This window comes from Enhydrobacter aerosaccus (assembly GCF_900167455.1).
GTDB lineage: Bacteria > Pseudomonadota > Alphaproteobacteria > Reyranellales > Reyranellaceae > Reyranella > Reyranella aerosaccus.
Genome location: NZ_FUWJ01000005.1, coordinates 121428 through 140402, shown reverse-complemented (window position 1 = coordinate 140402; position 18975 = coordinate 121428). Strand labels below are relative to the sequence as shown.

Here is an 18975-nt window from a genome sequence, read left to right as displayed (position 1 = left end):
CCGACCTATGCTGCGATCATCGCAGCATAGGTCGGGTATAAGACATCATCGGATCGAACCGTCCTTGCTCCAGCCGTCGCGCGTCTGGGGCAACTTCTTCTTGAGCAGGGCGCCGGCCACGACGTTGCGCAGGACCTCGGCGGTGCCGCCGCCAATGGTGAACATGCGCACGTCGCGGGCCATGCGTTCAAGCGGCAGTTCGCGACTGTAGCCGCGCGCTCCGAAAACCTGCAGCGCGTCGTTCACCACCTGGATGGCGTTCTCCGACGTGAAGACCTTCGCCTGCGCCGCCATCAGCATGTCCGGGAAGCCGCCTTCGCCAGAGCGGGCGGCCTTGTAGACCAGGGCCTGGGCGGCGGCGAGCTTGATCGACATGTCGGCGAGCTTCCATTGCAGACCCTGGAACTCGTTGATGGGCCGGCCGAACTGCTCCCGCTTCTCCGACCAGTCGAGGGCGAGCTGATAGGCGCCCTCTGCGATGCCGAGCGCCACCGTCGCCGCGCCGACGCGCTGGCTGTTGTAGGCGTTCATCAGGTCGGCAAAGCCCTTCCTGAGGCCGCGCGGCGGGATCACGAGCGCGGAGGGCGGCACGTCCATGTCCTCGAAGTCGATCACCGCCTCGGGAATGCCGCGCAGGCCCATGGTCGGCTCGCGTTTGGTGATCTTGAGGCCCTTGGTCTCGTCGCGGATGGCGAGGAAGCCGCCGATGCCTTCGAACTCTCCCTTTTCGTCGTAGACCTTGGCGAAGATCAGGTGCAGGCGCGAGACGCCACCGCCCGTGATCCAGTGCTTGCGGCCATTGAGGACATAGCGGTTGCCCTTCTTGTCGGCGCGCGTGGTCATGCCGTTGGCATCGGAGCCGGCTCCAGGCTCGGTGATGCAGATCGCCGGCTTGTCGCCGGCCAGCACCATGTCGGCGGCGAGCTTCTTCTGCTCTTCCGAGCCGTAGGCCATAACGGCGCTGATGGCGCCCATGTTGGTCTCGACGGCGATGCGGCCGGTAACGGCGCAGGACGCCGACAGCGCTTCGATCGCCAGGACCGCCTCGAGCCAGCCCTTGCCTTGGCCGCCATACTGCGTGGGGATCGTCATGCCGATCAGCTTGGCATCCTTCAGCAGCTCGACATTATCCCAGGGATATTGCTCGGTGCGGTCGACCTCCGCGGCCCGCTGCGAGACCGGCCCAGCCGCCAGTTCGCGGGCGCGGGCCTGGAGCTTCAGCTGGTCGGCAGACAATCCAGAAACGTTCATGGCAGGCTTTCCTGATGGCAGGGATCAATGCTGTAGATGTTGGCCGGATCGCTTCGGCCACGCACGGCAACCGTGCCCAGAGGCGTGAAGGTGAAGCCTTCGCCGCAGGCCTGGCAGGTGCGCTCGGACACGAGGATGCGCGTGCCGTATTCCTTGTTCAACTCCTCGAGGCGGGCAGCGAGATTCACCGTATCGCCCAGCAGCGTGAAGCTGAGGCGTTTGCCAGCGCCGACATCGCCACCGATGACGGCGCCGGTGCTGATTCCGATCCGGGTCGGGAAGGCGACCTGGTGATCGCCGAAACGGCGAGAGGAGACGGCCCGCTGGATGTCGATGGCCGCGCGCACCGCGGCCGCGGGATGGTCATGGCAGGCCAGAGGCATGTTGAAGGAAGCAAAAAGTCCATCGCCGATGAAGGTGTTGACGATGCCGCCATGGTCGCGAATCGGCGCCAGAACAGTCTCGAGATAGGCGTTGAGCGCGGCGACGAGATCAGGTGGGTCCAGATGCTCGGCAATCGTCGTGAAGCCGGCGATGTCGGTGAACAGGATCGTCGCCTCGGCCATCTCCGCGGACCGCTGGCCGTCGCCTTGGCGGCGCAGAATGGTGGCGGCGACATTTTCGTCGACATAGCGGCCAAAGGTTTCGCGGATGCGTTCCCGCTCACGCAACCCCTCGACCATGGCGTTGAACTGGCGGGTCAGCTCGCCGATTTCGTCGTTCGAGGTGACAGGGACGCGGATGTCGAGATCGCCACCGGCGACCTTGGTCATCGCGTTGGAGAGGATGCCGAGCGGCCGCAACAAGGTGCGGATGATGAAGTAGGCCGTGATCGCGATTCCCAGCACGGCGACGCCGACATCGTTGGTGATCTCCCTCTGCAGCCGATCTCCCGTATAGGAGAACAGATCGACGATGATGGCACTGAGTGGCGCCAGCGAGATCGCCATCAGCGCGACCAAGAGCTTGAGCGGATAGCTGCCGAAGAACAGTTCGAGCGTCCGCCCATAGTGGCGCGAGATGAAGGTACAGAGCTGGGCCAGGTAGTCGCTGACGACGAAGTAAGTGTAGGTGAAGTAGAAGATCGGCAGAACGATCGTGACGACGATGAGATCAGCGATGGTCGGAGGCAGAATGCCGAGCGCAGCCGCGCTCGGAAGATAGCCGATCGCCTGCCGGTAAGCCGTGAGAACGAACTCGAGGATCGCGACATTGCGAGCCGTCAGCAGAGGGAGCTGCGTCAGACGACGTTGCGTCTCGTCGAAGCTTTGCTCGCCGTCCAGGTAACGCTGGATCGGTGCAAACAGCCGCCGGCAGAGCAGATACTGGAGGCCGCCCATCACCAACAAGCTCGCCGCCAGCGAGGAGGGGGCGGCGACCCAGGCGTCGTGTACGACGATGAAGATGATGGCAACCAGGATGTCGAGCCCGGCGACCGAGAGCGCCATCCAGAAATACCGTCGGCGGATGACGCCAATTTCGGCCGCCGTGGCTGGGGCAGCCGAGGCGGTCATGCCTGTGGGTCGATGCTGTACACGATGACATTGCCTCTGTGTCCGCGCACGTCGGTCTCGCCCAGGCAGGTATAGGCAAAGCGATTGCCGACGGCCCGGATGGTATTCTCGGTCACCAGGATCGAAGTATGGAAGTGCTTGTTGAGCTGTTCGACCCGAGAAGCGATGTTCACCGCATCACCCAGCAACGTGTAGCTCAGCCAATCCGCCGTCCCGATCGTGACGCCGATTACCGGACCGGTGTTGATGCCGATACGGGTACGGATGCGCATGTTGGCGGGAAAGGCGACGGTTGCGAGGGCGCGCTGGACCTCGAGGGCGGCTTGGATGGCAGCCGCAGCATGATCTTCCTGCGGAAGCGGCAGGTTGAAGCTCGCGAACAGGCCGTCGCCGATGCAGTTGTTGACCACGCCGCCGCGGTGCTGAATCACCGGGACGACCGTCGCGTAATAAGTGTTGAGAATGCGGGCGACTTCGTGCGGCGACAGCATCTCGGACAGGGCGGTGAAGCCCTCGATATCCGTGAACATCAATGTCGCTTCGGCCAGCGTATCGGCAACGCGGCCGTGGCGCTCCTGGTCGGCCAGGATTTCGGACGCAACCCTTTCGTTCACGTACTTGCCGAAGACATCACGCAGGTATTGGCGTTCCGTAAGGCCTTCCGCCATCAGGTTGAAGCCGCTGGTGGCTCGTCCGATCTCGTCATCCGATGTCACCGGCAGCCGGACCGCGAGATCGCCCTCGGCGATATGGCGCATGCCATCGTCGAGCCGAGTGATCGGCCGGGTCAGGGCCTGGGAGATCCAGTAGTAGATGATGATGACGCCCATCACCGAGGCAGAAACATCGACCGCGGCCTCGCGCAGGAGGCGATTGCCGCTGTAGCTGGCGATATCGCCGGCCAGCAGCGTCATGGCGGCGAACGACACGAACAGGATGGCGACGCCGACCTTGCGCCGGAAGGTGCCGCGAAAGGTCGTGATGTTCACGCCCCGGGTCTCGAACAGGAACTCGCACAGACGGTCGAGATAGGTGCTGACGATGAAATAGGTCAGGACGACGTTGAACGACGTCTCGACCACGAAGGACGTTATGGTGTCGGTCCAGGCCTGAATCTCGAAGGTCGCACCGAAGGTGATACCAGCTCGGGCCGAGAGCATATGAAACGCCATCAGCGGCGCGTCGAAGAGCGCCACGAGCGCCGCGCAGGATCGCGGAAGGTTTGCCAACCGGCGCTCGACAGCCGAATAAGGGATCTCGCCGTCAATGTAGCGGTGTACCGGTCTGAACAGCAGCCACGCCGCCGAGCCGAGCCCCAGGACCAGGAAAAGCGCCGACACGGCTGCCATGGGCGGAAGAGCCAATGGCTGACCGTTGATCGCCACATAGACCGCGGATGTCGCCACATCGATGGCGAAAGGCACGCCCATCGCGAGGTAATAGCGGGCGACGATATTGTTGGCCGACAACGCCGGCACCGCGCGGGACGACGCGACCATGTCGATTGTATAGAGCGGATCGCGTCGGAACGGAACGACCTGCGACACCGGCCTCGGGATGCCGCTCAGGTCGTCAGTTCATGCGCTGTAATCTTATATTGGAAGGCCTCCGGGTCGAGCGGATCGACCAGGCCGGATTTGTCTTCAGCCTGCGGGTACATGAGGAAGGGGAGCGCCGCCTGCTGGCTCCCGGGCAGGGAGACATCGTGGGCGACGTTGAAGGCGACCCAGTTGCCTTCCCAGGCCCCGAACAAGGCGCGACGCGCCGCCGCGACCTTGGGGTCCAGCAAGGCGAGATTGGTCGGCGGCTCCTCGAGTACGACCTTGCGTACGTCGGCGGGATCGACTGGTGTCCAACCGCTACCAGCAAGCCAGACCTCGGCCCGGCAGTGCTGCGCCTTGGTGACGATGTCGGACGCGGTGCCAAGAGATTTGTAGCCGAACTGCGATGGCAGGACGCGGATGCCGTAGACATCGCGGGCGGGCAAGCCGACCGAGCGGGCCATGGCGACGTAAAGTGCGTTCAGGTCAGCGCATTTGCCGTTCAGGTTACCGGTCTTGATCATCCAGCTCACGTCGCCGATGCCGCAGCCCCGCGTCTTGGGATTGCGGAAGGTGTTCTCGACGACCCATTCGTACAGCGCGCGGGCCTTGTCGACGTCCGTCGTCTTGCCGCGGACGATGCCTTCGGCCGTTTCCTTGACGATGCCGTCGACCGGAAGGAGGGCCGTGGCCTCTAGGTTGATGGCGCGTTCCTTGTCGTCGAGGGCCGCTGCGGTTCCTTTGCCCGGGACGACAGCACGGTCGCGCGTCTGGACGGTCGTCGTCACCTCGAGCGCGGGCGCCTGGACATCGGTCGCCCATTCGACGCGCAGCATCTCCGCTCCGTACTTCGCATCCTTCACGCGCTCCGCCATCGTCGCGTTGCCGGTCCAGGTGACACTGCCCGGCCGCTGCCATTCCGATGCGACGAAGGTCGGCAGCGGGATCCAGGCCTTGTTGGCGAAGGTCGGTTCGACGCGGGTCGTCAGCGAGACCGTGCGCCATCCAGCCGGAACGGGTGAAAAGTTGCCATCGCCCCTTGCCAGGCGTGGGGCGATGCCGACGGTTGCGACAGCAAGTCCAGCGGACAACAGCCTGCGTCTATTCATCATCCCTCGTTCCTCCAAGCTGAGACGCCGGGAGGCGGATGGTCCGTCGACGGATAATCCGAACTGTCCCGGATCGGACTGCACCGCACCGCGGCAGCAGTCGAAATCCGATGGGGTCAACGTGCAGCGCGTACGCTCCGGCGTCAACCGCGAGGGATGGGATCACAGACCGAGATAGGCTTGGCGCACGCGATCGTTATCGAGAAGTTCGCGGCCGGAGCCCGACAATTCAATGCGCCCGTTCTCCAGCACATAAGCGCGATGTGCGATCTTGAGCGACGCCGTCACATTCTGTTCGACCAGCAGAATGGTCAGGCCTTCCTCGTTCAGACGCCGCACGATGCGGAATACGTCGTGCACGATGGCGGGGGCGAGACCGAGCGAGGGTTCGTCGAACATGATCAGGCGCGGCTGTCCCATCAGGCAGCGGCCGATGGCCAGCATCTGCTGCTCGCCGCCCGATAGTGTCCCGGCGGGCTGCCGACGGCGTTCCGACAGGCGCGGGAACATGGTGAAGACACGTTCGAGCGTCCGCTTCTCCGCACCGCGCGCCCGTTTGAGCGTAGCGCCCATCTCGAGATTCTCGAGCACAGTGAGGTTAGGGAACACTTGCCGTCCTTCGGCGACGTGCCCGACGCCGACCTCGCAGGTGCGATAGCTCGGCCAGGCCGTGATATCGACACCGTCGAAGCGAATGCGGCCGCTGGCCGGTTTCTCGATGCCATGGATGGCGCGGATCAGCGAGCTCTTGCCGGCCCCGTTGGCGCCGACGATGGCCACGATCTCGCCCGTCCGGATCTCGAGCGAAACGCCGCTGAGCGCCTGGGCGTCGCCATAATAGAGATCGACGGCGTCGACCTGCAGCAGCGGGTCGCTCACGCTGCGTCCTCTTCGCCGAGATACACGTCGAGGACGGCTTGATTGCGCGAAATCTCGAGCGGGGTGCCCTCGGCGATCTTCTCGCCATAGCTCACGACCACCACTTCGGCCGCCAGTGCCATGACAGCGCGCATGACGTGCTCGATCAGCAGGATGGTGAGGCCGGTCGTCCGGTTGAGGTCGCGCAGGAACGCCACCATCACGTCGACTTCCGTCGGCCTCAGGCCGGCCATGACCTCGTCGAGCAACAGCAGCTTCGGGTCCGTCGCCAACGCGCGGGCCACTTCGAGCCGCTTGCGATCGGGAAGGGTGAGGCTTTCGGCGAGCCGATGGCGCCGATCGTGGAGTCCGAGCTGGGTCAGAATTGTCTCGGCGCTGTGCCGCGCTTCGACGAGATCGGCATGCCGATGCAGGGCGCCGATGGTGACGTTCTCCAGGACGCTGAGCGCCTTGAAGGGCTTCACGATCTGGAACGTGCGGCCGACGCCCGCGGCGCACACGCGATCGGGGCGCAGGCCGGAGATGACGTGTCCGTCGAGGCTGATCGATCCGGCATCGGGCGTGTAGACGCCGGCGATCATGTTGAAGATCGTCGTCTTACCGGCCCCGTTGGGGCCGATCAGGGCGTGAATGGCGCCGGCGGGAACGGCAAAGCTCACGTCGTGCACGGCGCGCAACCCGCGGAAGCTCTTGCCGACACCGGCAATCTCCAGTCGCGCGCCGGTCATTGGCGATGCTCCCCGATACCCAGGCGCGCGGCCAGCCAGGGCCAGATGCCAGCCGGGCGATACATCACGATCGCCAACAGGGCGATGCCGTAAAAGATCTGCTTGATGCCCGGGATGCCAAGCGCATCGCCGAGGTCGGTGAAGACCTCGCCCAGACCGGTGAGGACGACCGCACCGACGACCGGGCCGAACAGCGTCCCGAGGCCGCCGATGATGGGCGCCAGCGTAATCTCGATCGACCTCCCCATTCCGAAGGCCGTCTCCGGAAACAGGTTGTTGTAGTAAAAGGCGTTCCAGACTCCGGCCAAGGAGGTGAGGGCGGCTGAAATGGTGATGGCCAGCATCTTGTAGCGCAGCACCGGCACGCCGACGGCCTGCGCCGCTTCGGCGTCCTCGCGGATGGCGAGCCAGTAGCGGCCCAGCCGGCTTTCCAGCAGCAGCCGGCAGAGGATGAAGGTGCCGGCGGCAAGCGCCAGGATCACATAATAGAACAGCAGCGGTCCGCCGCGCAGGTCGAATGGATTGGGTGCCACATCGACCTTGAGGAACAGCCCGCCCGAGGCGCCGAACCAATCGAGGTGGTCGAAGGCGATGCGGGTGAACTCGCCGAAGGCGATGGTGAGCAGGGCGAAATAGACGCCGGCGAGCGAGAAGCGGAAGCCGAGATAGCCGACGATCGCGCCGGCAAGGGCTGCGGCCGCCGCAGCGGCGAAGGCTCCGGCCCAGGGGCCGATGCCGTAATGCGTGAACAGGCCAGCGGCAACGTAGCCTCCGAGACCGGCATAGAGCGCGTGACCAAGTGACAACTGGCCAGCGAAGCCCATCATGATGTTCCAGGCTTGGCCGACATAGGCGAAGTAGAGCACCAGGATCAGGACCGACAGGCCGTATTTGTCGAGCACGGCCGGTGCCACCAGCAGCAACGCCAGCAGCGCGACCAGCACCCAGAGAATCCGTGGCGCTACGCCGTGGATCAGTCGGCGGAGGAGCATCATGGGTTGCGCTTGCCCGTCAGTCCCTGCGGACGCAACAGCAGGACCAGGATGAGAAGACCGAAGCTGAACATGCTCTTGAGCGACGGGTCGACCAGCAGGCCGGCGACGGCCTCGCTGACGCCAATCAGCAACCCGCCCAGCAGGGCGCCGGTCATGCTGCCAAGCCCGCCCACGATGACGATAATGAAGGCGAGCAGCGTGTACTCCGCGGCAAGGAAGGGGGTCACCGGAATGATGGTGATCATCAGGGCACCGGCCGCGCCGACGCAGGCGGCACCGACTCCGAACGTGATCGCATAGAGGCGCTTCACGTTCAGGCCGACCACCAGGGCGCCCATGTTGTTGTCGGCGGCGGCACGGATCGACTTGCCGATTCGGGTATGGGTGAAGAACAGCCACAGCAGGCCCGCGATGGCCACCGCGGCGATGGCGGCGTGCAGGCGAACGGCATCCAGCACCAGCGGGCCGAATTCGTACGAGTCGAACTGGGAGTCGAGCTGCACGCCGCGGGAATCCGGGCCGACGACAGCGAGGCAGACATTCACCAGCACCAGCGCAATGCCGAGCAACAGCAGGAATTGCTGGTGCTCGGGCCGCCCGATGAACGGTGATATCACGCTGCGCTGCAGGGCATACCCGGCCACGAAGAAGACCACCGCGATCACCGGCAGGCTGATCAGCGGCGACACCTGCAGATACTCGAAGCCCGCCCAGGCGAGATACATGCCCACGACCATCATCTCGCCATGCGCAAAGTTGACGACGCGCATGACACCGAAAATGACCGAGAGCCCGAGCGCCATCAGCCCGTACACCATGCCGGTGAGCAGGCCCTTGGTGATCGCCTGGGCGAGTGAGAGGAGGAAGTCCGACGTCAAGATGACAGCGTGATCACGTCCGGCGCTTGTCGTTCCAGCCCGGCTCCGGGAAGACCAGATCGGCTGCCGCAGAGGCCTTCGGCATCACCACCGTCGGCTTGCGCTTCAGGTTCTGCACCGCCGCCGCCACGATATTGACGTTCTGGCCCTTGGCATCGAACTGGATCGGACCACCGACCATGACGTGCTGATCGATCTTCAGGCCGCGCAGCGCCGCCATCAGGGCGTCGGCCTTGGTCGACTTGGCGGCCAGCCAGGCTTGCGCCGCGATCAGCATCGCCTCGAAGGTGAAGCCACCGTTGAGGTCGAGCTGGTCGCTGGCGAACTTGGCGGCGTGCTGCTTCTCCAGTGACTGCGTCATGGCCGATTTGGGATCGAGCCACGGCACGTTCGAGATATGGAAGTCGCCGTACTTGCCCATGGTCTTGAGGAAGTCCTGCTCGTACAGGCCGGGCGCACCTGGGTTCATGATGGCCATCGGCTCCCAGCGCTGCTTGACCATCTCCTGGATCATCAGCTTGGCGTCGTTCAGGCGGCTGACCGGCATGAGCATGTCGGCCTTGGTCGCCTTGGCCTTGGCGACTTCGACCGAGAGATCCTTGGCGGCGGGATCGTAGGTGATGATGTCGACGAGCTGGTACGGCATGTCGAGCTTGGGGAACATCGCCTTGATGCCGCCGACCATCGAGGTCCCGAACGTGTCGTTGATGCTCATGAGCACCGCAGTTTTGGGCGTGACGCCCGAGGCCTTGAAGATTTCCTTGTGCAGGGCAAAGGCGCCGGAGATCAGCATCGGCGCGGTGGGGAAGTTGCGGACCACGAACTTGTAGCCCTGTTCCGTGATCTGTGGCGCGGCGGCGATATTGACGATCAGGGGAATGCCGCGCTGTTCGGCGACCTGGGCAATGGCGATCGTCTGGCCCGAATCGAAGGCGCCGATCAGGACATGGGCGCCGGCCTCGATGGCCTTTTCTGCCTGGGTCCGGGCGACGTCGGGCTTGGTTTCCGTGTCGTAATTCACCACGTCGAGCTTCACCGGCATCTTCATGTCGGCGAACACCGCGTTGGCCACGTCGGAACCGCGCTTGCAAGCCTGTCCGATCTGCGCCTGGGTACCCGATGTCGGCAGCAGCACGGCGACCTTGAGGTCACCGGAACCAGACTGGGCGAGGGCATGGCGCAGTGGCAACGGCGCGCCGATGACGGCGGCTCCGGCCAAGGCGGCTCGGCCCAAATGACGACGGGTGAAGCGGATCTGGTTGGTCATCTGACCCTCCCTGTATTCGGCGGACCTCTGCGGCCCCTGTTTTTGGCTGGCCGGACTATAGAGACGGTCGCGCCGCCATGCTAGGTCGACCGACATGGTTGTGAGCCTTTCAGACCTCAACGGCATGGCCCTGCCGGCCTTCGAAGCGGTGGTGGGCCCGACGTTCGAGCTTGCCCCGTGGGTTGCGGCGGCGGCCCATGCGAAGGGGCCGTTCGCCACGGTGACCGCGCTGCACGCGGCGATGATGGAGGCGGTCCGAGCCGCGCCCCATGAGACGCAGCTCGGCTTCGTCCGCAACCATCCCGACCTGGCCGGAAAGGCGGCCCGCGCTGGCGACATTACCGTCGAGTCGCGACACGAACAGGCAAGTGCCGGGCTGGATGCCTTGTCGGACGAGGAGTTCAGGCTTTTTCACAGCCTCAACGATGCCTACAAGGCCAAGTTCGGCTTTCCGTTCATCATCTGTGTGCGGCGGCATACGCGCGACTCGATCCTGCGTCAGTTCGAGCGTCGCCTGAAGCACGAGCAGGATGTCGAATTCACGACAGCCCTGCAGGAGATCTTCTACATCACGCGGCTGCGGCTGGCCGATGCCGTGATCGGGGACGGCATGCCCAAGGTGACTGGGCGCCTCAGCACTCATGTGCTCGACACACATGTGGGGCGCCCTGCTGCCGGCATGGGCGTCGAGCTCTATGAACTGGCGGGCGACGGGGCTTACCGAATCGCACGCACCGTGACGAATGCCGACGGGCGCACCGACGCTCCCTTGATCGCCGGTAAGCCGCTGCCGATCGGTCGCTACGAACTGCGTTTTGCCGTCGGTGACCACTATCGGAATAGGGCTGTGGAAGGCGGAGATCCGCCATTCCTCGATATCGTGCCTTTGCGCTTTTCGATTGCCGAGCCCGAGGGGCATTATCACGTCCCGTTGCTGTGTACGCCCTGGAGCTATTCGACCTATCGCGGAAGCTAGGGAAAACAAGGAGGAAGCCAATGACCACCTATAGTGATGTCTCCCTGATGATCGATGGCGCCTGGACCAAGGGCGCGAACGGGCGGACGATTCCCATCGTCAATCCGGCGACCGAGGAAGTGATCGGCCAGGTTGCCCATGCCGAGACCTCGGATCTCGATCGCGCCCTGGCGGCGGCCGACAAGGGCTTCCGGCAATGGAAGAAGGTTCCGGCCTTCGAGCGCTACAAGATCATGCGCAAGGCAGCCGAGCTGATGCGCCAGCGGCTCGATGATATCGCCGCGATCATGACGATGGAGCAGGGCAAGCCGCTGTACGAGGCCAAGATCGAGACCAATCTCGCCGCCGACATCATCGATTGGATGGCCGAGGAGGGCCGGCGCACGTACGGGCGCATCGTTCCGGCGCGGGGCGAGAACATTCATCAGCTCGTGATGAAGGAACCGGTCGGCCCGGTCGCGGCCTTCACGCCTTGGAACTTCCCGATCAATCAGGTCGTGCGCAAGGCCTCCGCCGCCATCGCCACGGGCTGCTCCATCATCATCAAGGGACCGGAAGATACGCCAGGTTCCTGCGCGCAACTCATCAAGGCCTTCGTCGATGCCGGCGTGCCGGCGGGCGTGATCCAGCTCGTCTACGGCGTGCCGTCGGAGATCAGCCAGTATCTGATCCCGCATCCGGTCATCAAGAAGATCACCTTCACCGGCTCGACGCCGGTCGGCAAGCAGCTGGCGTCGCTGGCCGGCGCGCACATGAAGCGCGTCACCATGGAACTGGGTGGCCATGCTCCGGCGATCGTGTTTGAGGATGCCGATCTCGAGCAGGCCGTGAATGTGCTGGGCGCCAACAAGTTCCGCAACGCCGGCCAGGTGTGCGTGGCGCCGACGCGGTTCCTGGTGCACGAGAAGGTCTATCCCGAGTTCGTGGAGCGCTTCACCACCTTCGCCAAGAACCTGAAGGTCGGCAACGGGCTCGAGGCCGAGACCAAGATGGGGCCGCTGGTGGCGGAGCGCCGCCTGCATGCGATGGACTCAATCGTGAGCGATGCGATCTCGAAGGGAGCGAAGATCCAGACCGGCGGGCAGCGCAAGGGCAACAAGGGCTACTTCTATGAGCCGACGGTGATGACCGATGTGCCGCTCAACGCCAAGATCATGAACGAGGAGCCGTTCGGCCCACTCGCTCCGATCACGCCGTTCAAGGATTTCGACGGCGTGATGAAGGAGGCCAATCGCCTCGACTGGGGATTGGCGGCTTATGCCTACACCAGGAACAGCAGGACGATGGCTCAGGTCGGCGCCGCCTTCGAAAGCGGCATGGTGTCGATCAACCATCACGGTCTGGCCCTGCCCGAGGTGCCGTTCGGCGGCATCAAGGATTCGGGCTACGGCTCGGAAGGCGGTGTCGAGGCGCTCGAGGCTTACCTCAACACCAAATTCGTGACCGCGCTCGGCATGTAAGCCGAGCGCTCAGCGCACGAGCGCGAACGACGACAGGAAGCGCCGGGCCTCTGGCGCTTCCTGCACGGCGGCAGGACCGACATAGACCGCCTGGATCAGGCGGTGGTCCTGCATCACCAGGAGGGTATCGGCGACCTGGTTGCTGCCAGGAATATCGATCACGAGATGTCGTGCGGGTGCATCCCCGACCGTCAGCCGCTCTTGCCGCCGTAATGTTCCGTTGGCCCTCTGGATACTGCCAGCACCGGCACGATCGAGATTGGTTTCAGGATCGCCCATGGTCATCGTCGACGGATACTCGGAACGCACGGTGATGAAAGTCTGGTTACCGATGCTCAAGGCCGAAGTGTGGGACTCGATGACGCCAGCATTGGTGGAGGTACGACGTGTATCCTCCGTCGGTGTGCCTGGAAATTCGACACGGTAACCCTCGCCCCGCGGCTGATAGTCCTTCCATTGCTGGGCGTAGGCCGGGCTCAGCAATCCGAAGGCGACAAACAAGACAGGCAACAGGGTTCGGTACATGGTCATTCCTCTCACTGGTTCAGCGGAGGAATGACGCCCCTTGCAGAAGGTTGCCTGCCCGGTCGCAGTTCTTCAATCGACCTTGGCGCCCGACGCTTTGACGATGGGGGCGAATCGCGCCTCCTCGCTGCGGCGATAGGCGACGGTGTCGGCGACGCTCTTCCAAAGCGGCGTTGCGCCATTCTTGAGATAGGCCTTCTTCACGTCGTCGCTGTCGAGGGCCTGCTTGGTCAGGGCATTGAGCTTCTCGACCATCGCCGGCGGCAGGCCGGCTGGCCCGCAGATACCGCCCCAGGAGTTGATGTCGTAGCCCGGCAGGAACTCCGCCATGGCTGGTACATCGGGCGCCATCGGACTGCGTTCGGTGCCGGTTACCGCGAGACCCCATACCTTGCCACCACCCATCTGGGCCAGCGATCCGGGGATGTTGTCGAAGATCATGTCGACCTGATCGGCCAGCAGATCCTGCACAGCCGGCGCACTGCCCCGATATGGCACATGCAGGATGTCGATCTTGGCCATCGAGACGAAGAGGGCGCCGCTCAGGTGCACCGTCGTCCCCGAGCCGGACGAGGCATAGGAGAGCTTGCCTGGCTTTTCCTTCGCGAGCGCGATCAGTTCCGGTACCGTCTTCGGTCCGAGGCTCTTGCGCACCACCAGAAGATTCGGCAGTGACCAGAGCATGGTCACCGGCGTGAAGTCCTTGTCTGCGTTGAACGGCAGCTTGGCGTAGAGGCTGGGCGCAATGGCATGTGAACTCACGCTCAGCAGGCCGATCGTGTAGCCGTCCGGCGGCGAGTGGGCGATCGCATCGGCGCCGACATTGCCGCCCGATCCACCGCGATTCTCAACGATGAACTGCTGGCCACTGAGTTCCGACAGCTTCTGGCAGACGATGCGCGACAGCGCGTCGGTCGGGCCGCCGGCGGGGAAGCTGTTGATGTATTTGACCGGCTTGCTCGGCCAGTCGTCGGCGGCCCTGGCAATTCCTGAGGCCAGCATTGGCGCGGCAAGTGCGCCACCCGACAGGATCAGCGCCCGTCGGCGCGGCAAGACGAACTTCACATTTTCCTCCCTGACGTCAACTTCATTGGTATTTGTATGACCGTATACATACGAACACTTCAGTCGAAGTGCACGTACTGAATGAGAACACTGCCGCGGATTTTGGAGCAGGTGAGGGCGTAATCATGGCGGATCGCGACGATTTTGGGCGGGCTTGGCATATTCCGCCCAGTCGATATCTGGCGGAACGCACGCCGGAATTCTCCATCGGAGCGCCGCAGTCCGTCTATGTCACCATGCCGGATGGCTGCCGTCTGGCAGTCGACGTGCTTCTGCCGAACGGCGATCGAACCCGGCGCTGGCCGACGGTCCTGATCCTGACGCCTTACGTCAGACGGTTCGAGTTGGCCCGAGGTGCGAACGGTGTCGAACCTTCCCCCAATACCTACCGCTATCGCGACATGTTCGTGCCCCGCGGCTATGCGCTGGTGGTGGTCGATGCGCGCGGCACTGGTGCCTCCTTCGGTACCCGAGACTCCTTCCGGTCGCCGCGCGAGCGGGAGGACTACCGCGTCATCGCCGACTGGATCGTGGCTCAGCCCTGGAGCGACGGCGCGATTGGCGCGACCGGAATCTCCTATCTCGGTGCGGCCTGCGATTTCTTGGCCAGCACCGGCCACAAGGCCGTGAAGGCTATCGCGCCGCTCTTCGCTGTCTGGGACACCTGGGCCGACAACTATTATCCAGGTGGCATGCTCATCAAGCGGCTGGCGCAGGTCTATGACGAACTGATGCTGGCGCTCGATCACGATCGCCGCGATCTCCGTGCGCAGTTTGCCTACTTCGCCAATCCGGCCCTGCTGGGCCCGATGCCGGTCGACGACGACCGCGATGGATCGCTGGCGCGCGACGCCGTGAAGGGCCATCTCTCGAACTTCCGCATGCCCGACTTCATCACCGAGTTCAAATGCCGGGACGATGCGCTGCCCTACGATCCCGATTTCACTTCGGCTTCATTCAGTCCCTATCACTATCTCGATCAGATACCGCGGGACGTCGCCGTCTATGCCATTTCCGGCTGGATGGACGGGGCGGGCTATGCCAACGGCGTGCTGTCGCGCTTTCTCTCTCTGCCCAACCCCGAGCGGCGCGTGCTGCTCGGGCCATGGGATCATGGAGCTCGGGTCAACGCATCGCCGTGGCGAAGCAAGCAAGAGCCGGAATTTCCAGTATTGGGCGAGGTCCTGCGCTTCTTCGATCATCATCTCATGCGACGCGCGACGGGGCTCGATCGGGAAGACCCGATTCACTACTTCGCGGTCCATGCCGAGGAGTGGCGTGGGACCAAGAGCTGGCCGCCCGTCACCGGCAGCAAGCGCTTCTTTACTGCGCATGCCGGGCGGCTCCTATCGACTCGACCTGCGGATGCGGTCTGGGACTCCCACGAATCGGATTTCACCGCCGGCAGCGGGTCTCAGACGCGTTACGAGCGGATCGCCGGCATCGACGCGACCAACTATTACGAGGACTGGCCCGAGCGCGAAGCCAAGCTGCCGAGCTTCACCACGGAGCCGCTCGACGAGGCGCTGGAGATTGCCGGCCATCCCGTCGTGTCCCTGTGGCTGGCCTCGAGCGAACCGGATGCGTCGGTGTTCGTCTATCTGTCGGAAGTCGAAAGCGACGGAAGGGTACGCTACGTCACGGAGGGCGTCCTCCGTGCCATCCATCGTGCCGAAGCGTCCTGTCCGCCCAATTATCGCACCACCTGGCCTTGGCGCACCTTTGCCCGTGCCGATGTCAGGCCGATGCCGATCGCAGAACCGCAGCTTCTGAAGTTTGCGCTGCTGCCTGTGGCGTGGCGGTTCGCCAAGGGCAGCCGGATCCGGTTGTCGATCGCGGGCGCCGATGCCGATCACTTCGTGCAGACGCCCCATGGGCGACCGCCCGTTTTGTCGATCGTGAGTGGCGGCGATCAGGCGAGCCTGCTGGAGCTGCCGACGGACGACTCCTAGGTTTCGGCGCCGCCGTTTACCTGGATCATCTGGCCGTTGATATAGGCGCCGTCGTCCGAAACCAGCAGGCGGGCGGCGGCTGCGACTTCCTTGGGCGCTCCCATGCGGCCAGCCGGTACACGCGACAGAATTTCCTGTCGCGCCTGTGCCGATGCGTTCTTTTCCTCGACATCCGGCGCAATCGGGCCGGGCGAGATCGCATTGGCGGTGATGCCCTTGGACCCGAACTCCTTGGCCAAGGCCTTGGTCAATCCCCAGACGCCATGCTTCGCCACCGAAACCGGCGTCCGGCCGGCATGGCCGTGAATGGCGTTCATGCCGGTGAAATTCACGATTCGGCCCCAACCTTTGTTCAACATGCCAGGGAGGCATGCCCGCGATAGCCACACTGCGGCATCGAGATCGACCGAGATCACACGTCGCCACTCCGCTTCGCTCATCTCGAGGAACGGCTTGTTGGGCCGCAGGGCGGCATTGTTCAGCAGCGCATCGACGGCCCCGAAGCGGTCGAGCGTCTCGCCGGCGATGCGACGGCATTCGTCCGCCGATCCGACGTCTCCCATAACCACCAGCGTGCTGACGCCGAAGGCCTGAGCGGCGCGCGCCACGGACTCGCAGGCGGCCCGGTCGCTCGAGCCGTTGATGGCGACATTGAACCCTTCGGCCGCCAGGGCGAGAACGCAGGCGCGACCGATATTGCGGCCGGCTCCCGTGACCAGCACCGTCCGGCCCGTACCGCTCATCAGATCACCCCTCCGGCACGCAGGCCTTCGATTGCCGTCCTGTCGTATCCCAGGTCAGCCAACACCTCCTCGGTGTTCTGGCCGAGCTCGGGCGTCGGCTTCAAGGAAGCCGGTTGCGGGAAATCGGAGAGGTTGATCGGCTGGCCGACGACCTTGATGTCGCCGAGCTTCGGGTGGCTCACGGACCGGGCGATGCCGAGATGCTGGACCTGCGGCTCGGCGAAGGTCCTGTCGATCGTGTTGATCGGTCCGCAGGGGACACCGGCCTTGTTGAGGGCCTCGATCCAATGCGCCGAGCTATTGGTTCTGGTGACGGCGGCAATCCGCTCGTTCAGTGCCTTGCGGTGCTGTGATCGGAGCGTCGGGTTCGCGTGCTCGGGATGGTCGATCAGCTCGGGGGCGCCAAGCGCCTTGGCGAACCGCTTCCACATATTGTCGCCGGCAGCCGCGATGTTGATGTAGCCGTCCGCGGTCGGGAACACGCCGGTCGGAATCGAGGTCGGATGGTCGTTGCCGGCCTGCTTGGCGACCTCGCCCTTGATCAGCCAGCGCGCTGCCTGGAAATCCAGCATGAAGATCATCGCCTCGATCAGCGAGGTATGGACCCATTGGCCCTTGCCGGTGCGCTCGCGGTTGTAGAGCGCAAGCAGGATCGCTTGGGCCAACAGCAGGCCGGAAGTGAGATCGGCGATGGGAATGCCCACGCGCATCGGCCCGCGACCTGGCTCGCCGGTGATCGACATCAGCCCTCCCATACCTTGGGCGATCTGATCGACACCTGGGCGTGCGGCGTCCGGCCCGCTCTGGCCGAAGCCGGCGATCGAACCGTAGACGATGCGCGGATTGATCTTGGCCACGGTATCGTAGTCGACTTTCAGCCGGTGCTTCACATCGGAGCGATAGTTCTCGACGATGACATCGGCCTTCGCTGCCAGCTTCATGAAGATGGCGTGGCCTTCCGGACTTTTGAGGTTCAGCGTCATCGCCTGCTTGTTGCGGTGCAGGTTCTGGAAATCGAAACCGTGGCGGGCCCCGCCCATGGAGTCGGTCTTGCCGTCGGAAGGCGGCTCGATCTTGATCACGCTGGCGCCCCAATCCGCGAGCTGACGGACTGCCGTCGGACCGGCACGATGGGCCGTAAGGTCGAGCACGAGCAAGTTCGAAAGCGGCAAGTCGGTCATGGGCGTTTCCTCAAATTGTTATCGTGTAGGATTTGGCCACAGCGGACGCAGTCAAGGATCTCCGCAGCGTCGTCGAAGATCCCCTGCGGGTTTGCAACGATGCGGCGAGGCTAGCGTCCCTTGAAAGCCGGCTTGCGCTTCTCCATGAAGGCGCGGCGTCCTTCCTTGTAGTCCTCGCTGTCGAAGCAGGCCTTGGTCATCGCTTCGAGCTTCTTGTGATCCTGCTGGGATTCGGGCTTGGCGATTTCCCGCGCCGCCGCCTTGGCGAGGGCAATGGTGAGCGGGGCGTTCTGCGAGATCGCGTCCGTCGTCTTGGCAACCAGCGCGTCGAGTTCGGCGTCGGATGCCACGCCGCTCACCAGACCCATCTCGTAGGCTTCCTTCGAAGAGAACTGCTTGGCGGTGAACAGGAATTCCATCGCGCGCGGCAGACCAACGATGCGCGAGAGGCGTTCGATCCGCAGGAAACCGTAGCCGAGACCAAGCTTCGCTGCCGGCACGCCGAAACGGGCACCGTCGTTGCAGAAGCGCATGTCGCAGCAGGCTGCGAGATTCATGCCTCCGCCGATGCAGTAGCCGGTGATCTTGGCGATGGTTGGCTTGGGAAAGTCGTAAAGCGCCTCGTATCCCTGCTTGGAGATGGCGTCGTAACGGACCTGTGCTTCGGCGTTGGCCCGCTCGCTCTCGAATTTCGAAATGTCGGCACCGGAGACGAAGGCCTTGCCGCCCGCGCCGCTCACGACAAGGCAGCGGATCTCGGGATCCTTCTCATAGTCCTTGAGGATGCCGACGAAGCCGTCCCACATGTCGAGTGAGACGGCATTCAACTTGGCCGGATTGTTGAAAACGACGTGTCCAACGGCGCCCTCGCGGCGACCATAGATCTTCTGTTCCTGCATGCGGCGATCCTC

17 protein-coding genes are annotated in these 18975 nt (G+C 64.1%); 3 read left to right on the top strand and 14 right to left on the bottom strand.

Annotated elements, in window-relative coordinates; all coding sequences use genetic code 11:
* Positions 1 to 45: 45 nt before the first annotated feature.
* The 9 genes from acdA to B5D62_RS19340 form a co-directional block, all read right to left on the bottom strand.
* Positions 46 to 1251 carry a 3-sulfinopropanoyl-CoA desulfinase gene (acdA, locus tag B5D62_RS19380; protein WP_085935580.1) on the bottom strand — a complete coding sequence of 402 codons (1206 nt, stop codon included), beginning with the start codon at positions 1249 to 1251 and terminating at the stop codon, positions 46 to 48.
* Positions 1248 to 2765: an adenylate/guanylate cyclase domain-containing protein gene (locus B5D62_RS19375; RefSeq protein WP_085935579.1), complete on the bottom strand. Its 1518-nt coding sequence runs from the start codon at positions 2763 to 2765 to the stop codon at positions 1248 to 1250. Before B5D62_RS19375 ends, acdA begins: the two co-directional genes overlap by 4 nt.
* Entirely contained in the window at positions 2762 to 4312 is a 1551-nt protein-coding gene (locus B5D62_RS19370; protein ID WP_085935578.1) for an adenylate/guanylate cyclase domain-containing protein, read from the bottom strand. The genes B5D62_RS19375 and B5D62_RS19370 overlap by 4 nt, the downstream gene beginning before the upstream one ends.
* A 17-nt stretch (positions 4313 to 4329) precedes the next feature.
* On the bottom strand, positions 4330 to 5415 hold the full coding sequence (locus tag B5D62_RS19365; RefSeq protein WP_085935734.1) for a transglutaminase-like domain-containing protein: 1086 nt from the start codon (positions 5413 to 5415) through the stop codon (positions 4330 to 4332).
* A gap of 162 nt (positions 5416 to 5577) precedes the next feature.
* A complete protein-coding gene (locus B5D62_RS19360; RefSeq protein ID WP_231714870.1) occupies positions 5578 to 6294 on the bottom strand; it encodes an ABC transporter ATP-binding protein in 717 nt (238 codons plus the stop codon).
* On the bottom strand, positions 6291 to 7022 hold the full coding sequence (locus B5D62_RS19355) for an ABC transporter ATP-binding protein (protein WP_085935577.1): 732 nt from the start codon (positions 7020 to 7022) through the stop codon (positions 6291 to 6293). The genes B5D62_RS19360 and B5D62_RS19355 overlap by 4 nt, the downstream gene beginning before the upstream one ends.
* Positions 7019 to 8017, bottom strand: a complete 999-nt coding sequence (locus B5D62_RS19350; RefSeq protein ID WP_085935576.1) for a branched-chain amino acid ABC transporter permease — start codon at positions 8015 to 8017, stop codon at positions 7019 to 7021. Before B5D62_RS19350 ends, B5D62_RS19355 begins: the two co-directional genes overlap by 4 nt.
* A complete protein-coding gene (locus tag B5D62_RS19345; protein WP_085935575.1) occupies positions 8014 to 8895 on the bottom strand; it encodes a branched-chain amino acid ABC transporter permease in 882 nt (293 codons plus the stop codon). Before B5D62_RS19345 ends, B5D62_RS19350 begins: the two co-directional genes overlap by 4 nt.
* Positions 8896 to 8908: 13 nt before the next feature.
* Positions 8909 to 10162, bottom strand: coding sequence for an ABC transporter substrate-binding protein (locus B5D62_RS19340; protein WP_085935574.1), 1254 nt, complete (start codon positions 10160 to 10162; stop codon positions 8909 to 8911).
* Positions 10163 to 10256: 94 nt separating this feature from the next.
* Between B5D62_RS19340 and uraD the strand changes: the two genes are divergently transcribed.
* Complete coding sequence (uraD, locus tag B5D62_RS19335; protein WP_085935573.1) at positions 10257 to 11138, top strand: 2-oxo-4-hydroxy-4-carboxy-5-ureidoimidazoline decarboxylase; 882 nt, start codon at positions 10257 to 10259, stop codon at positions 11136 to 11138.
* Positions 11139 to 11158: 20 nt separating this feature from the next.
* Positions 11159 to 12598: an NAD-dependent succinate-semialdehyde dehydrogenase gene (locus B5D62_RS19330; RefSeq protein ID WP_085935572.1), complete on the top strand. Its 1440-nt coding sequence runs from the start codon at positions 11159 to 11161 to the stop codon at positions 12596 to 12598.
* A 9-nt stretch (positions 12599 to 12607) separates the two neighbouring features.
* Here B5D62_RS19330 and B5D62_RS19325 read toward each other — a convergent pair whose 3' ends face one another.
* Entirely contained in the window at positions 12608 to 13123 is a 516-nt protein-coding gene (locus B5D62_RS19325; protein ID WP_085935571.1) for a hypothetical protein, read from the bottom strand.
* Between the two features lie 72 nt (positions 13124 to 13195).
* Positions 13196 to 14188, bottom strand: a complete 993-nt coding sequence (locus tag B5D62_RS19320) for a Bug family tripartite tricarboxylate transporter substrate binding protein (RefSeq protein ID WP_085935570.1) — start codon at positions 14186 to 14188, stop codon at positions 13196 to 13198.
* A gap of 125 nt (positions 14189 to 14313) precedes the next feature.
* On the opposite strand from B5D62_RS19320, the gene B5D62_RS19315 reads away from it, so the two are divergent.
* Positions 14314 to 16140, top strand: a complete 1827-nt coding sequence (locus B5D62_RS19315; RefSeq protein ID WP_085935569.1) for a CocE/NonD family hydrolase — start codon at positions 14314 to 14316, stop codon at positions 16138 to 16140.
* Here B5D62_RS19315 and B5D62_RS19310 read toward each other — a convergent pair.
* The 3 genes from B5D62_RS19310 to B5D62_RS19300 form a co-directional block, all read right to left on the bottom strand.
* Positions 16137 to 16883, bottom strand: a complete 747-nt coding sequence (locus tag B5D62_RS19310) for an SDR family NAD(P)-dependent oxidoreductase (protein ID WP_085935568.1) — start codon at positions 16881 to 16883, stop codon at positions 16137 to 16139. The two genes, B5D62_RS19315 and B5D62_RS19310, sit on opposite strands and share 4 nt — an antisense overlap.
* Complete coding sequence (locus tag B5D62_RS19305; RefSeq protein WP_085935567.1) at positions 16883 to 18064, bottom strand: CaiB/BaiF CoA transferase family protein; 1182 nt, start codon at positions 18062 to 18064, stop codon at positions 16883 to 16885. Before B5D62_RS19305 ends, B5D62_RS19310 begins: the two co-directional genes overlap by 1 nt.
* 110 nt (positions 18065 to 18174) lie before the next feature.
* A complete protein-coding gene (locus tag B5D62_RS19300; RefSeq protein ID WP_085935566.1) occupies positions 18175 to 18963 on the bottom strand; it encodes an enoyl-CoA hydratase in 789 nt (262 codons plus the stop codon).
* Positions 18964 to 18975 lie beyond the last annotated feature (12 nt).

Excerpts from the sequence above, each read along its gene's own strand:
- acdA (WP_085935580.1), bottom strand. The coding sequence starts at position 1,251 with ATGAACGTTTCTGGATTGTCTGCCGACCAGCTGAAGCTCCAGGCCCGC.
- B5D62_RS19375 (WP_085935579.1), bottom strand. The coding sequence starts at position 2,765 with ATGACCGCCTCGGCTGCCCCAGCCACGGCGGCCGAAATTGGCGTCATC.
- B5D62_RS19365 (WP_085935734.1), bottom strand. The coding sequence starts at position 5,415 with ATGAATAGACGCAGGCTGTTGTCCGCTGGACTTGCTGTCGCAACCGTC.
- B5D62_RS19355 (WP_085935577.1), bottom strand. The coding sequence starts at position 7,022 with ATGACCGGCGCGCGACTGGAGATTGCCGGTGTCGGCAAGAGCTTCCGC.
- B5D62_RS19350 (WP_085935576.1), bottom strand. The coding sequence starts at position 8,017 with ATGATGCTCCTCCGCCGACTGATCCACGGCGTAGCGCCACGGATTCTC.
- B5D62_RS19340 (WP_085935574.1), bottom strand. The coding sequence starts at position 10,162 with ATGACCAACCAGATCCGCTTCACCCGTCGTCATTTGGGCCGAGCCGCC.
- uraD (WP_085935573.1), top strand. The coding sequence starts at position 10,257 with ATGGTTGTGAGCCTTTCAGACCTCAACGGCATGGCCCTGCCGGCCTTC.
- B5D62_RS19330 (WP_085935572.1), top strand. The coding sequence starts at position 11,159 with ATGACCACCTATAGTGATGTCTCCCTGATGATCGATGGCGCCTGGACC.
- B5D62_RS19325 (WP_085935571.1), bottom strand. The coding sequence starts at position 13,123 with ATGTACCGAACCCTGTTGCCTGTCTTGTTTGTCGCCTTCGGATTGCTG.
- B5D62_RS19315 (WP_085935569.1), top strand. The coding sequence starts at position 14,314 with ATGGCGGATCGCGACGATTTTGGGCGGGCTTGGCATATTCCGCCCAGT.
- B5D62_RS19310 (WP_085935568.1), bottom strand. The coding sequence starts at position 16,883 with ATGAGCGGTACGGGCCGGACGGTGCTGGTCACGGGAGCCGGCCGCAAT.
- B5D62_RS19305 (WP_085935567.1), bottom strand. The coding sequence starts at position 18,064 with ATGACCGACTTGCCGCTTTCGAACTTGCTCGTGCTCGACCTTACGGCC.
- B5D62_RS19300 (WP_085935566.1), bottom strand. The coding sequence starts at position 18,963 with ATGCAGGAACAGAAGATCTATGGTCGCCGCGAGGGCGCCGTTGGACAC.